The sequence below is a fragment of the Paraburkholderia sp. GAS38 genome (genome assembly GCF_050434965.1).
Taxonomy (GTDB): Bacteria; Pseudomonadota; Gammaproteobacteria; order Burkholderiales; family Burkholderiaceae; genus Paraburkholderia; species Paraburkholderia phenazinium_A.
This window is the reverse complement of sequence record NZ_JBNDJO010000008.1, coordinates 291,035-304,758: the sequence shown is the minus strand read 5'-3', so window position 1 is coordinate 304,758 and position 13,724 is coordinate 291,035. Positions and strand designations below refer to the sequence as shown.

At 65.9% G+C, this 13,724-nt stretch carries 12 protein-coding genes; 5 read left to right on the top strand and 7 right to left on the bottom strand.

The window, feature by feature from the left end:
• Positions 1–24: 24 nt before the first annotated feature.
• Both P3T42_RS20865 and P3T42_RS20860 read left to right on the top strand, forming a co-directional pair.
• The gene (locus P3T42_RS20865; RefSeq protein ID WP_429307122.1) at positions 25–1,548 is read left to right on the top strand and encodes a cobyric acid synthase; all 1,524 of its coding nucleotides are present in this window, start codon (positions 25–27) and stop codon (positions 1,546–1,548) included.
• Between the two features lie 159 nt (positions 1,549–1,707).
• Positions 1,708–2,124, top strand: coding sequence for a DoxX family protein (locus P3T42_RS20860; RefSeq protein ID WP_429307106.1), 417 nt, complete (start codon positions 1,708–1,710; stop codon positions 2,122–2,124).
• Positions 2,125–2,220: 96 nt separating this feature from the next.
• Here the strand turns inward: P3T42_RS20860 and P3T42_RS20855 are convergent, their stop codons facing one another.
• From P3T42_RS20855 to P3T42_RS20845, 3 genes are all read right to left on the bottom strand, one after another.
• Positions 2,221–2,673 carry a hypothetical protein gene (locus P3T42_RS20855; protein ID WP_429307105.1) on the bottom strand — a complete coding sequence of 151 codons (453 nt, stop codon included), beginning with the start codon at positions 2,671–2,673 and terminating at the stop codon, positions 2,221–2,223.
• On the bottom strand, positions 2,660–3,238 hold the full coding sequence (locus P3T42_RS20850; protein WP_429307104.1) for a nucleotidyltransferase domain-containing protein: 579 nt from the start codon (positions 3,236–3,238) through the stop codon (positions 2,660–2,662). The genes P3T42_RS20855 and P3T42_RS20850 overlap by 14 nt, the downstream gene beginning before the upstream one ends.
• A gap of 169 nt (positions 3,239–3,407) precedes the next feature.
• Positions 3,408–3,827: a PaaI family thioesterase gene (locus P3T42_RS20845; RefSeq protein WP_429307103.1), complete on the bottom strand. Its 420-nt coding sequence runs from the start codon at positions 3,825–3,827 to the stop codon at positions 3,408–3,410.
• Between the two features lie 178 nt (positions 3,828–4,005).
• Between P3T42_RS20845 and P3T42_RS20840 the strand changes: the two genes are divergently transcribed.
• Positions 4,006–4,641, top strand: a complete 636-nt coding sequence (locus tag P3T42_RS20840; protein ID WP_074302077.1) for a ParA family protein — start codon at positions 4,006–4,008, stop codon at positions 4,639–4,641.
• 52 nt (positions 4,642–4,693) lie between these two features.
• On the opposite strand, the gene panD is transcribed toward P3T42_RS20840, so the two are convergent.
• The 4 genes from panD to P3T42_RS20820 all read right to left on the bottom strand — a co-directional run bounded on the left by panD (position 4,694) and on the right by P3T42_RS20820 (position 7,256).
• Complete coding sequence (gene panD, locus P3T42_RS20835; protein ID WP_074302076.1) at positions 4,694–5,080, bottom strand: aspartate 1-decarboxylase; 387 nt, start codon at positions 5,078–5,080, stop codon at positions 4,694–4,696.
• 49 nt (positions 5,081–5,129) lie between these two features.
• The gene (panC, locus tag P3T42_RS20830; RefSeq protein WP_074302075.1) at positions 5,130–5,963 is read right to left on the bottom strand and encodes a pantoate--beta-alanine ligase; all 834 of its coding nucleotides are present in this window, start codon (positions 5,961–5,963) and stop codon (positions 5,130–5,132) included.
• A 232-nt stretch (positions 5,964–6,195) separates the two neighbouring features.
• Entirely contained in the window at positions 6,196–7,068 is an 873-nt protein-coding gene (locus P3T42_RS20825) for a segregation and condensation protein A (RefSeq protein WP_074302074.1), read from the bottom strand.
• A 2-nt stretch (positions 7,069–7,070) separates the two neighbouring features.
• Entirely contained in the window at positions 7,071–7,256 is a 186-nt protein-coding gene (locus P3T42_RS20820; protein ID WP_074302073.1) for a DUF3460 family protein, read from the bottom strand.
• Between the two features lie 357 nt (positions 7,257–7,613).
• Between P3T42_RS20820 and P3T42_RS20815 the strand changes: the two genes are divergently transcribed.
• Both P3T42_RS20815 and P3T42_RS20810 read left to right on the top strand, forming a co-directional pair.
• Complete coding sequence (locus tag P3T42_RS20815; protein ID WP_429307121.1) at positions 7,614–9,431, top strand: autotransporter assembly complex protein TamA; 1,818 nt, start codon at positions 7,614–7,616, stop codon at positions 9,429–9,431.
• A gap of 48 nt (positions 9,432–9,479) precedes the next feature.
• A complete protein-coding gene (locus P3T42_RS20810; RefSeq protein WP_429307102.1) occupies positions 9,480–13,625 on the top strand; it encodes a translocation/assembly module TamB domain-containing protein in 4,146 nt (1,381 codons plus the stop codon).
• Positions 13,626–13,724: the final 99 nt, after the last annotated feature.

Sequence of the window (13,724 nt, the reverse complement as noted above, 5' to 3'; positions counted from 1 at the left end):
AGCGGGACCTTCTGTTTCGTGACGATGCCAGAGACTTCGAACTTGCCTGACGCAGTGCGTATCCCGCGTGGCACGCTGATGATCCAGGGGACGACCTCCGACGCGGGCAAGAGCACGCTCGTCGCGGGCCTGTGCCGCCTCGCGCTTCGCGCCGGCGTGCGGGTGGCGCCGTTCAAGCCGCAGAACATGGCGCTCAACAGCGCGGTGACGGTCGACGGCGGCGAGATCGGCCGCGCCCAGGCATTGCAGGCGGTGGCGGCGGGCATCGCCGCGCACACCGACCTGAACCCCGTGCTGCTCAAGCCCACCAGCGATCGCGGCGCGCAGGTGATCATCCACGGCAAGGCGCGCATGAATCTGGATGCGCGCGCGTATCACGACTACAAGCCCGTGGCCTTCGAAGCGGTGCTGGAGTCGTATGCGCGTCTGCAGGCGGGCTACGACACGATCTTCGTCGAAGGGGCGGGGAGTCCCGCGGAAATCAATCTGCGCGATCGCGATATCGCCAACATGGGTTTTGCGGAGGCGGTCGATTGTCCGGTCGTGCTGGTCGCGGATATCGATCGAGGCGGGGTGTTCGCCCATCTGACCGGGACGCTCGCGTGCCTGTCGGAGAGCGAGCAGGCGCGTGTGTGCGGCTTCATCATCAACCGCTTTCGCGGCGACATCAGTCTGCTCAAGCCGGGTCTGGACTGGCTCGAAGCGCGGACCGGCAAGCCGGTGCTCGGCGTGGTGCCGTACCTGCATGGCCTCACGCTCGACGCCGAAGACATGCTGCCGCGCGAATTGCGCGCCGCGCAGGTGGCGGGCGCCGCAGCACACACGACGCTGCGCGTGGTCGTGCCGGTGCTGCCGCATATCAGCAACCACACGGATTTCGACGCATTGCGTGCGCATCCGCAGGTCGATTTTCACTACGTGCGCAGCGGGACGCCACCGCCCGCCGCCGATCTGATCATTCTGCCCGGCTCGAAGAACGTGCAGGGCGACCTCGCGTTTCTGCGCGCCCAGGGCTGGGACCAGGTGCTGCAACGCCATTTGCGCTATGGCGGCAAGGTCATCGGCATTTGCGGCGGCATGCAGATGCTTGGGCGCGAAGTGGCCGATCCGCATGGCGTCGAAGGGACGCCGGGGAGCGTCGCGGGTCTCGGCTGGCTCGATTACTCGACCACCTTGACGCGCGAGAAGACGCTGAAGAACGTGACGGGTTGCCTCGCGCTGCCGGGCGCGGCCGATGTGGCCGGCTACGAGATTCACATGGGCGAGACCGCGGGTCCGGCGCTGGCTGTGCCGGCGTTGCGGCTGGCGACGCCGGAAGGGGGCGAGCGTCCGGACGGCGCGCGCTCGGCGGATGGGCAGATTCTCGCCACTTACGTGCATAGCCTGTTCGACACGCCGGCCGCGTGCGCCTCGCTGCTGCAATGGGCCGGCCTGAGCGACGCCGAGGCGGTCGATTATCCGGCGCTGCGCGAAGCCTCGCTCGACCGGCTGGCCGATACGCTGGCCGGGCATCTCGACCTGGCGCGCCTGTTTGGGGCCATTCGCTGATCTGTCCTGTCCCGGTCTTTCTGATCGGGGGGATTAACGCCTGCGAGGAAATAATCTAAGCCTGAGCGGCGGTTTTTCCCTTCCCATGGTTCGAATACAGTCCGGTCTATCGACGGCGCGCGCGTAGGCGTCGTCCCACTCAACTGACAAGGACTCTTGATGAACTCGAACCGTTCGGCCGATCTGGCCGCCACGCTCCTGCGCCTCGCGCTGGGCGTTCTGTATCTCGCGCACAGCCTGCAGAAGATTTTCGTTTTCACGCTGCCGGGCACGGCGCATTTCTTCGAATCGCTCGGTTTGCCGGGTTGGCTCGGCTATGTGACGGCTTTTGTCGAACTGGCGGGCGGGATCGCGTTGCTGCTTGGCGTGCAGGTGCGCTGGGTGGCGCTGGTGCTGCTGCCGTTCATGCTGGGCGCCATGTCGGCTCACTTGCACAACGGTTGGGGCTTCGCTTCGCCGAACGGCGGCTGGGAATATCCGGCTTTCTGGGCAGTGACGCTGGTGGTGCAGTCGCTGCTGGGCAGCGGTGTGGCGGCGCTGGGCGGGGCGAAGGCGCCGCGGGCGGTGGCGGCTTGAAGATGCTTGAGGCGGCGGGGCTGAGTTAGTGGGTTGTGGAAACCCCTTCGGACGTGGGTCCGAAGGGGTTTGTGGTTTCAGTAGGGCGCTGAGCCGTTACTTCAACAACTGCGCTTGCTCCCGTTTTACCCACGCACTGGTCGCTTCGAGATACTTGCGTGCCGTCTCGATGGCGTCCCCCACATCACGCTCGTTGGCCGAGAAGAACCCCTGATACTTGCGGTTGCGCCACTCCCGCAACGCGTCTGCCTCGTCGGTCAACATGGCGGGGAGCTTCATCACCGCTGCAGCGGCCTCGAGCGCAATTGCATGATGTCCCGGGCGTGAGGTAACACGCACGGCCTGACTCGTCAGGACCGCAAGGGCGCAGAAAAATACCGCGTCGTACGCCGCGTCCATACGCGTACTCTCGCTGTTGGGATGGCGGTTCGCGTCCTCGTACTTGCGGACAGCCTCCTTGAGCCATCCCTGAAACTGCGCCTTGTTGACCGTGCGTTGTTTTTCGAGGGGTGTAGCCGGCGTATTCAGCCAATGTTCAAGTCCCGGCATCCAGATCCCCTATCAACAGGATGCGCGGTTGCGCCATGACCTCAGTCGCGAATCCATCGCCCTGTGCAAGCAGTTCCCTGAACTGCTCCGCAGCAAACACGGACGCGTTAAAGGCCCGCCCGTGCTTGCGCGCCAGCGGCCGAAGCCTTGCGTTGGTTTTGAGCTCCGACACGTCCCCGAGGACGAGCACGTCGATGTCGCTCTCTGCCTTTTCCCCGTGTCGCGCAAACGACCCGAAGATCACAGCCGAACGCACGCCCTCGATGTCAGCGAGCGCATCACGGAGATCCGCCACCAGCTCGCTGCTCTGCCGGAACAAGGTGACCAACGGAGCGAGCGCGGGGTCGGCGGAGGCCTGAAAATTCGTCGCCGTGACGATACCTCGCCTGACGAGGCCGGCTTCTTCCCAGCGCTTCAGCCAGCGGTGCGTGTTGCCGCGATCAGTGTGGGCGGCGGCCGCGAGCTCGCGCGAGCTGTATTCCTGGTCGGCATGTTCGAAAAGTTCTCGGAGCGCCTTGAGCCGCTCGGCGCCACCGAACAGCTCGGCAAACATTTTCTCGTTCATCTGGGCAACCCTCCAGATTGTTGTCCAACCCGGTTCGTGTGTTCGTAAAAAGGTATTGCTGTCTATTGTACAGCAGTTGCTGTATTTCATACAGCAACTGACGCGATGAAGTGCAGTTGCTGTATATTCAACAGCAAATGCTGTCTAATATACAGCGACCCTTAAAACCTCACACCAACACCATCTGCGTACACCGGAACAACGCGATCGTCTTGCCGTTCGGATCGAACACCGTCGCGTCCCACACCTGCGTCGTCCGTCCCAGATGTACGCCCTTGGCGACCGCGCGCACCGTACCCTCGATGCACGTGCCGAGAAAGTTGCTCTTCAGCTCGATGGTGGTAAAACTACGGGCCGTCTCCGGCAGATGCGCGATGCAGGCGTAGCCGCACGCCGTGTCCGCCAGACCGATGACGGTGGCCGCATGCAGAAAGCCGTTGGGCGCCAGCAGCTCGGGGCGCACGGTCAGCTCGGCGGTGAGCGAGCCCTGCTCCAGCGCGATCACCCGCACGCCCAGCAGGTCCGGGAGCGTGCCCCGCTGGCGCTCGTGAAGACTGTCGATCGTGCAGTTCGCGCGCAGTTTGCTCATGGTATTTCGCTCCTTTCTGTAAGAATGACGCCTTAAATCGCGTTTCGGGGGTTTCGGCCAGGCTGATTTTGTCGATATTATCAACGGCTGGATCGACGGGGTCGACGCAACACCAGGCTAGATAGAAGCAGAAGCGGCAAACCGGCTGGCTGTGCCAGCCTTCTTCCCGGGAGTATTCATGACGGTAATCGTGGTGGCCAATCCTAAGGGCGGCGTGGGCAAGAGCACGCTGTCGACCAATCTGGCCGGCTATTTCGCAGCCGCCGGCGAGTGGGTGGCGCTGGCGGATCTGGACAAGCAGCAGTCGGCCCATGCCTGGCTGGAATTGCGGCCCGCCACGCTGCCGGCGATCGAAGTCTGGGAAGTCGACCCGGAGACGCCCACGAAGCCGCCCAAAGGGCTGGAACACGCCGTGATCGACACGCCCGCCGGCTTGCACGGCAATCGCCTCGGCATCGCGCTGGAACTGGCCGACAAGGTGATCGTGCCGCTCCAGCCGTCGCTGTTCGATATTCTCGCCACCCAGGAATTTCTCGAGCGCCTCGCCAAGGAAAAGGCGGTGAGGAAAGGCGGCATCGAAATCGGCGTGGTGGGGATGCGGGTGGATGCGCGCACGCGCTCGGCCGAGCAGTTGCACCGCTTCGTCGAGGGCCTGGAGTTGCCGGTGCTGGGCTACCTGCGCGATACGCAGAACTACGTGCAACTGGCCGCGCACGGCCTGACGCTGTGGGATGTGGCGAAAAGCCGGGTCGAAAAGGATCTGGAGCAGTGGCAGCCGATCGTAGAATGGCTGGAACGTAAGCCGAAAGCTTAAGCGTCAAGCGGGCCGTGGCAGGGCGGCCCACCCGAATCCAACGCCCGCCGCGTCAGGTCCAGCTTTGCGTGGGCACGTGATCGCGGCTGCCCTTGATCCTGTTGTTATCGTCGACGAACACCAGGTCCGGCTTCCAGCCGGCTTTCAGTTCGGCCTCATCCACCGTCGCGAACGCCGCGATGATCACCAGGTCGCCCAGTTGCGCGCGCCGCGCCGCCGAACCGTTCAGCGAAATCATCCCGCTGCCGCGTTCGCCCTTGATCGCGTAGGTCGAGAAACGCTCGCCGTTGTTGATGTTCCAGATGTCGATGCGTTCGTTCTCGACGATATTCGCGGCTTCCAGCAGATCTTCGTCGATCGCGCACGAGCCTTCGTAGTGCAGTTCGCAATGCGTGACGGCGACGCGATGGATCTTCGATTTCAGCATGTGACGTTGCATTGACCGGTCCCTTAGGGTGCTTTTCTGGTTCGGTGCGCTTGAGAAAGCGTCAGATTTCGAGGTTGTCGATGAGCCGCGTGGCGCCCAGCTTGGCCGCCGCGAGCACGACGAGCGGCGCGTCGATGTCCTGCGCCGTGGGCGGCAGCAGGTCGACGCGCTTGCGCACGGCGATATAGTCCGGCTGCCAGCCGCGCGCGGCGAGCGCCGCCATGGCTTCGCGCTCGATGGCGGCGAAATCGCGGTTGCCGGCCAGCACGGCGTCGCGCACGCGGTTCAGCTCGATGGCGAGCTTCGGCGCTTCGGCGCGCTCGGCCGCCTGCAGATAGCGGTTGCGCGAGCTGAGCGCGAGGCCGTCGGCGTCGCGCACGGTTTCGGCGGCGACGATTTCGGTCGGCAGCGCGAACTGGTGGCACATCTGGCGCACGATCATCAACTGCTGGTAATCCTTCTTGCCGAACACGGCGACGCGCGGCTGCACGCACGACATCAGCTTCATCACGACGGTACACACGCCCTGGAAGAAGCCCGGGCGGAATTCGCCTTCGAGGATGTCGCCCAGATCGTGCGGCGGATGCACGCGGTATTGCTGCGGCTCCGGGTACAGATCGCGCTCGGTCGGTGCGAACAGCACGTAGACGTTCTCTTTTTGCAGCTTCTCGATGTCGGCTTCGAGCGTGCGCGGATACTTGTCGAAATCCTCGTTCGGCCCGAATTGCAGCCGGTTGACGAAGATGCTCGCCACCACCGGGTCGCCGTGCTGGCGCGCGAGGCGCATCAGCGAGAGGTGGCCTTCGTGCAGATTGCCCATCGTCGGGACGAACGCAGTGCGGTTCTGGCCGCGCAACTGGTCGCGCAATTCGTGGATCGAGCTGATGACTTTCATGATCGGACGGTGTTTTCCTCGCGCGGCGCAGGATCCGGCAGACACAGAAAGGGTGCATTCACCCCACTTGGCCCTGCCGGGCTCCCGTTCCGGTGATGACGGGTTCGGAGCGCGGGATTGTAGTGGATTTGCGCGTGGGGCGCACCGAAACGAGGCGTGCCTCTAGTGTGCTCCGGCGGACGGACTGCAGCATCAGCGCCGCCGCGACCGCCGGCAAAGGCCTGTGGACCGCTTATGCCGGCAGGTAGGCCAGCCGCACGTAGATCGGCGCGAAGGGTTCGGCCTGGGTGATCTCGATCAGCGATTCGCGCGACAACTCCAGCATGGCGATGAAGTTCACCACCACCACCGGCACGCCGCGCGTCGTGTCGAACAGTTCCGAAAACTCCATGAAGCGTGTGTTCTGCAGACGCCGCAGGATCACGCTCATGTGTTCGCGCACCGACAGCTCCTCGCGCGAGATGCGGTGATGCTGCACGAGCTTGGCGCGCTTGATCACGTCGGCCCAAGCGGCGCGCAGATCTTCGCTGTTCACGTCCGGAAAACGCGGCGTGATGCTTTGCTCGATGTAGACGTCGGCGCGCAGGAAGTCGCGGCCCAGTTGCGGCAAATGGTCGATCCGTTGCGCCGCGAGCTTCATCTGCTCGTATTCGAGCAGACGCCGCACGAGTTCGGCGCGCGGGTCTTCGGCTTCCTCGCCGGTGTCCGCCTTCTTGACCGGCAGCAGCATGCGCGACTTGATCTCGATCAGCATCGCCGCCATCAGCAGGTATTCGGACGCGAGCTCGAGGTTGGTTTCCCGCAGTTGCTCGACGTAGCCCAGATACTGCGTGGTGACGTCCGCCATCGGGATGTCGAGTACGTTGAAGTTCTGCTTGCGGATCAGGTACAGCAACAGATCCAGCGGGCCTTCGAACGTTTCAAGGAAGACTTCGAGCGCGTCCGGCGGGATGTACAGGTCCGTCGGCAGCTTGAAGAGCGGCTCGCCGTACAGGCGCGCGAACGCAATACCGTCGACGGTATCGGGCGTCGAGTCGGTCTTGGGCGCGGCGAGCGCAGCGTCGGGCTGCGCCTTCGCGGCGCGGGCCTCGTCGGCGGTGCTCACGCTCAGAAGTTCTGGTAGTACTGGTAGGAGGTCTGTTGCACGCGCGAGGCTTGCTGCTCGGCGCGCTCTTCGAGGTCGATCGGCTGCTTGTCCCACAGCAGCGAGCGGCCGCGGCGCTGCTCCGCCTCCAGAGTGGGCTTTTGTTGCTTCAGCTGATTCAGGAACTGCGTGATGTCCGATTGATACATGGCTCAACGTCCGTATAGGGAAGTGGCGGCAGCCGTTGCGACCGTCGCGCGTGTCAATCGCAATTTTACCGCAAGCGCCGCCCGCGGTCGAAAACTCGCGGAACATCGGCCCGGCCGCCACGTCCAAGGCGGGCGCGCTGCGCCAAAGGGCCCGCGCCGATGTCGGCCGGCAAGCGCATGCACAGGGCATCGGCGGGGCGTCTGCCGGGTCTCCGAGGGGGCTGCGCCGCCAATTTCGAGATGATCGCGAGGCGGCGCCGATGTGGTCAAATAGCGAGCTTCAGGCCGCCGCGGTGGCCGGCAAGTCGAATCATTCATCAACAACGGCCGCGGAGGTCCTGTTTGGCGGGTTGTGCGATCGAACCGTCGTGGGTGCGCAAGGGCAAACCGGATAGGCGGCAGGGGCGGCTCGCGCGCCGCGCGCCGGCCGCGTCGCGGTTGCTGCGCGCCTGGCTGGTGTTCGGCATCGTCTGGCTGGCGTGCGCCGGCGGGGAGGCGCGCGCGGCCTACAAGGTGGACATCGAGGCCAAGCCCCGCGCCGTGCGCAAGCTGCTCGAAGAGCATCTGGATATCGCCCGCTTCGCCAAACGCGACGATATCAGCGACGACCAGTTCGGCTTTCTCGTCACTGCAACGCCGCAGCAGGTGCGCGACCTGACCGCGACCGCCGGCTATTTCTCGCCGGTGGTGCGCACCGACGTGCGCACCGTGGACGGCAAGAAGCGCGTCACCGTGAGCGTGGATCCCGGTCCGCAAACCACCATTTCTTCGATTGCGCTGTCGTTTCACGGGCCGGTGCTGACCGAAGACCCGGCCCAGGAAAACGCCACGCGCTTTGCCTTTTCGCTGCACGAGGGCGACGCCTTCTCGCAAGGGGGCTGGGACGACGCCAAGAACGCCGCGTTGAAAGCCCTGCAGGCGCGCCGCTACGTGGCCGCGAAGATTTCCCGCTCCGAGGCGCGCATCGACCCGCGTACGCATCAGGCGAAGCTGACGGTGGTGTTCGACAGCGGGCCGACGTTCACGATGGGCAAGCTCGAAGTGTCCGGCACGCGCCGCTACCCCGAGCAGATCGTCGACAACGTGAATCCGATTTCGGTCGGCGCGATCTACGACGTGCAGCGCGTCGCCGAATTGCAGCGCCAGTTGCAGAACACGCCGTATTACGCGAGCGTCGCCATCGACGTCGGCGACGACCCCACCAAGCCGCTCGAGACGCCGGTGCGGGTGAAGGTCAGCGAGTATCCGTACAACAGCATCCGCGGCGGGGTGGGCTATGCGACCGACACCGGTCCGCAGGTCCAGGGCAATTACTCGTACCTCGACACCTTCGGCAAGGCCTACCCGTTCACGGTGGGCGGCCGGATCGACCAGATCGAGCAGTTCGGCCAGATCCAGCTTTCCATGCCGCCGGGCGAACGCGCGTGGACCAACAGCGTGCTGGCGTCCTACACGACCACCGACGTCTCGGACACGCGCATCTACAGCATTCGCGCCGGGGTGCAGACTACCCGCACCTCGCAGTACCTCGACTACGGCTATTCGATCCTGTATTACCAGGACCGGCTCGACCAGAACGCGGTGGGGCCGACCACCAGCCGCGCGCTGGTGCCGGCATGGACATGGACGCGCCGCAACACCGACGACCCGCTGTTCCCGCGCTCCGGCAATCTGATTCACGTCGAAGCGGGATTCGCGGTCAAGGGCGTGGCGACCGACCAGACCTTCGGCCGCATCTACGCACGTGGCCAGCAGTACATCCCGATCGGCAAGGAAGACCTGGTGCTGTTCCGCGCCGAACTGGGCGGCGTGTTCACGGCCGGCAGTTCGAACGGCGTACCGGCTTCGCTGCTGTTCCGCGCGGGTGGCTCGAATTCGGTGCGCGGCTATGGTTATCAGAGCATCGGTAACAGCGTCGACGGCTCGGTGCTGCCCACCAAGTACCTCGTCACCGGCACGACGGAATATCAGCACTGGTTCACCCATGACTGGGGCGGCGCGCTGTTCTTCGATGTCGGCACCGCCACCGATACCTGGCACGAGAAAGTGTTCTACCCGGGCGTCGGGTTCGGTGCGCGCTGGCGCAGTCCGGTCGGCCCGGTGAACGTCGACCTGGCCTACGGGATTCGCGACAAGGACTTCCGGCCTTACCTGACGCTGGGCATTGCCTTCTGACCTTTGACCTTATTTTGACTTGACTGGCCTGATTCGCATGGTTCGAGTATGACGACGGATGCTTCCGCCAACCCCGCTTCGCAGACGCCCGGTGACGCCACGCCGGGCGGTCCCGACACGCCGCCGCCCGCCCGTCGCGGGCGGCGGCTGTGGACGGCGCTCGCATGGGCGATGGGCGTGCCGGTGCTGCTCGTCGCGCTGGCGGCCGGGGTGTTGTACGGCGCGGTAGCAACCGAACGCGGCACGGCGTACGCCTGGCAGGCGGCCGTCAAGCTGCTGGGCGGCCGCCTCTCCGGCGAGCTGAAGGGCGGTGCGCTCGCAACCGGCGTGCGGCTGCAGCGGGTCGAGTGGCGCAGTTTCGACGGCAGCGGCACCGACATCAAGGTGGACAGCATCGACGGGCGTTGGGCGCTGACGGGGCATCCGTGGCGCTTTGCGGTCGACTACCTGCATATCGGCACGATCGACGCGCGCATCGGTTCATCCTCGTCGCCGAGCAGCGGCCCGATGAGCTTGCCGCAGGATCTGCGCTTGCCGATGCAGCTCGAAGTGCGCGATCTGCGGATCGACGCGCTGCTGTTGCATGAAGGCGGGTCGACCACGGAGTTTTCGCGTTTCCTGTTCCATGGCCGCAGCGACGGGGTGCATCACGAGGCCTCCATCGACCGGCTGGAGACGCCGTTCGGCTCGGTGACGGCGGCGGCGAAACTCGACGGCGTGCGGCCGTTCGCGCTGACGGGCGACATCGGTTATTCGGGCAAGGTCAACGCAGAGCCGGTGCAGGTGGGCGGCCATCTGACGGGGTCGCTCGAAGCCCTGGTGGGCGAACTGGACGCGAGCGGCATGAAGCTCGCCGGACACGCGCGCATCGAGGCGGCGCCGTTTGCCGCCGTGCCGCTGCAACGCGCGACGCTGACCTTCGACCACATCAATCCGCAGGCGTTTGCGCCCGGCGCGCCGCTCGCCGATCTGGCGGTGCGGGCGGAGTTGCAGCCAGTGGTCGGGGAGACGGCAGGCGCCGGCGCCGCGGCGAGTGCCGCCAGCGCGCCCGCGGCCCCCCACGGATCGGCAGCGCCCGCTGGCTTCGTGGTTGGCGGCCAGGTGTCGATCGTCAATGCGAAACCGGGCGCGGTCGACCAGAACCTGTTGCCGCTCATCGATGCGCATGCCGACGTACGGCTCGACGCGCACGCGCAGAGCCTCTCGAACCTCAACCTGCGGCTCGTGAGGAACGCCACCGTCACCGGCGCCGGCACGCTGTCCGGCAAGCATGGCCAGCTCGACCTGCAGGTGGCCGGACTGGACCTGAACGCGCTGCAAGCGAGCGTGCGGCCCACCCAGCTCGCCGGCCCCATCGCCATTCGCCTGAACGACGACGTGCAGAGCATCACGCTCGATCTCGCCGATCCGAAGGCGGCGCTGCGCGCGCAAGGCAAAGTGACGTTCGATCCGGCGCGCATGAGCTTTAACGACGTGAAGATCACCTCGGGACGCGGCCACATCGATCTGTCCGGCGCGATCAAGCACGACGCGAGTTCGACCTATAACCTGAAAGCACAACTGACCGATTTCGATCCGCTCGGGCTGACCTCGCGGATGCCGTCGCGCGCGCCGGTTGCCGGCCCCGCCACCGCAACGCCGAATGCGCCAGCCAAGGTGGCGGCCAAGGCCGCGGAGGCGAAACGCGCAGCGAAGCAGGCAAGCGCCGCGCCGTCGCGCAAGATCGAAGCGCGCGTCAACGGTACGATCAACGCAGCCGGTGTGCTCGGTCTTACCTTTACGACCAAGGCCGATTTCAAGCTCGGCGAGAGCGTCTATGACGGCTTGCCGCTGACGGGCGGCGGCACGGTCCAACTGGCCGGCTCGCGCATTCTGCCGAGCAAGGCGAGCCTCTCGGTGGCGGGCAACCAGGTGAGTTTGCAAGGCAGTTTCGGCGCGCCCGGCGACCGTTTGCGCTTCAACGTCGACGCGCCGCAACTCGAGCGGCTCGGTTTTGGACTGGCAGGCATTGTGGCAGCCGACGGCGACGTCACAGGCTCGTTCGCTCACCCGAACGTCACGCTGAACTACAAGGCCGACAGCGTCGTGTTCGGCGCGAACCGGCTCGGTCACGCGGAAGGCCACGCCGAATTGCGCGACGGCGCGAACGGCGCGCTCGTCTTCACGACCGACGCGCGCGACCTGAGCGCCGAAGGGGTCGAGCTCGCGACACTCAGCGCGCGCCTGAACGGCACCCGCGCGAAGCACACGCTGGAAGCGGAGGCGAGCGGCAAGGTGTACCAGCGTCCACTCGACGTGTCTCTCGCGGCCCACGGCGGCCTCTCCGATACCCGCGACGGCACGCGCTGGGACGGCACGGTGACGCAGTTGCAGAATCGCGGCACGCCCGCGCTCAATCTCGAGGCGCCGCTCACCATCAGTGCCGCGCCCAATCACGTGACGCTCGGCGCAACCCGGCTCACGCTGGAAGGCGCGGTGCTCGATCTGAAGTCGTTCGCACTGGACCACGGGCGCATCCAGTCCACCGGATCGCTGACCGATATCTCGCTCACACGGCTCCTCGCGCTGCGTCAGGAAATCACCGGCGAGCCGCCGCCGGTGAAGACCGATCTCGTATTCGACGGCGACTGGGACTTCGCGCTCGGCAACACGGCGAGCGGCCACATCCAGTTGAAGCGCCGCGGCGGCGACGTGACGGTCGAGATCGGCCGCGGACTGGCGGCGCTCGGCATCACCGATCTGGCCGCCCGCGCCGACTTCAGCGCCGGCAACCGGCTGAACGCCACGGTCCACGCCCAGGCGAGCCGGCTCGGCGTGATCGACGCGGATGCCCATACGACGCTGGCGATGAACGACGGCGTGCTGGGCGTGAACGAAGAAGCGCCGGTGACCGGCAACGTCAACGCGAACATCCCGTCGCTGAAAACCACCGGTGGCCTGTTCGGCCCGAGCTATGTGCTCGACGGCCACCTCGCGCTGAAGCTCGCGCTCGGCGGCACGGTGGCCAAGCCGAATCTGTCGGGCTCGCTGTTGGGCGACGGCCTGTCGGCCACCATGGTCGATCAGGGCGTGCAACTGAAGGACGGTGTGATCCGGATTGCGCTGTCGCAGAATCTGGTGGACTTCCAGCAGGTCGAATTCCACGGCGCGAGCGGTACGCTGCGCGCCTCCGGCCGGGTGCGCCTCGACGGCGCGGAACCCGACCTGACCGCGAGCATCGTCGCCGACAAGCTCGAAGTGTTTGCCGCGCCGGACCGCAAGCTGTCGCTGTCGGGCAGCGCCACGGTGGCGAACGGCGGCCACCTGGGCGCCATGGATATCAACGGCAAGTTCACGGTCGATCGCGCGCTCTTCGACATGCCGGAGCAGGCCGCGCCGAAGCTCGGCGACGACGTGGTGATCGTGCGCCCCGACGGCACGATCCCCGGCGAGACGGCGCCGGGCGTGGCGGCCACCGACAAGCCGGTCGGCCGCTTCGCGCCGCATGCCAGCATCGACATCGACCTGGGCAAGAATTTCCGTTTCCGCGGTCAGGGCGCGGACCTCGGCCTGACCGGCACCATCACCGCGCTAAGCGCGCCGGATCTGCCGCTGCGCGCCGTCGGCAATGTGCGCGTGACCGAAGGCTCGACCTACACGGCGTTCGGCCGCAAGCTCGGTATCGAAAACGGCTTCTTCACGTTCAACGGTCCGGTGGCGAACCCCGGCATCAACATTCTCGCCATGCGGCGCAACCAGCAGATCGAGGCCGGCGTGCAGGTGACCGGTACGGTCGACGCGCCGGTCGCCAAGCTCGTCTCCGAGCCGAACGTGCCCGACAACGAAAAGCTCTCCTGGCTGCTGTTCGGCCACGGCACCGACCAGGGCAACAACCTCGGGCAGCAGAGCAGCATGACGACCGCGCTCGCGTTGCTCGGCAATTCTCAGGGCAAGCGGATTGCGCAGACCTTCGGGCTCGACGAGTTTTCGATCGGCACGAGCGATGTGGGGTTGACCGATCCGCAGGTGGTGATGGTGTCGAAGGCGCTCAGCCAGTGGCTCGTGCTCGGGTATGAACAGGGTCTGCAGTCGGCCAGCAACGCGATCAAGGCGACCGTCAACCTGACGCGCTACTGGTCGGTGGTGGCGTATGGCGGCACCTTCCAGGGCGGTACGCTGTTCTACACGCGGCGTTTCGACCGGATCAGGTGGTGAGCGCGGCACGCCGCGTTCCGCTTGCGGAGAACGCGGTGTGCGGGCGCGGGCCTGGGTTCAATATTGATTGATTTTGAAGACGCGCCGTTGCCGGCGCGC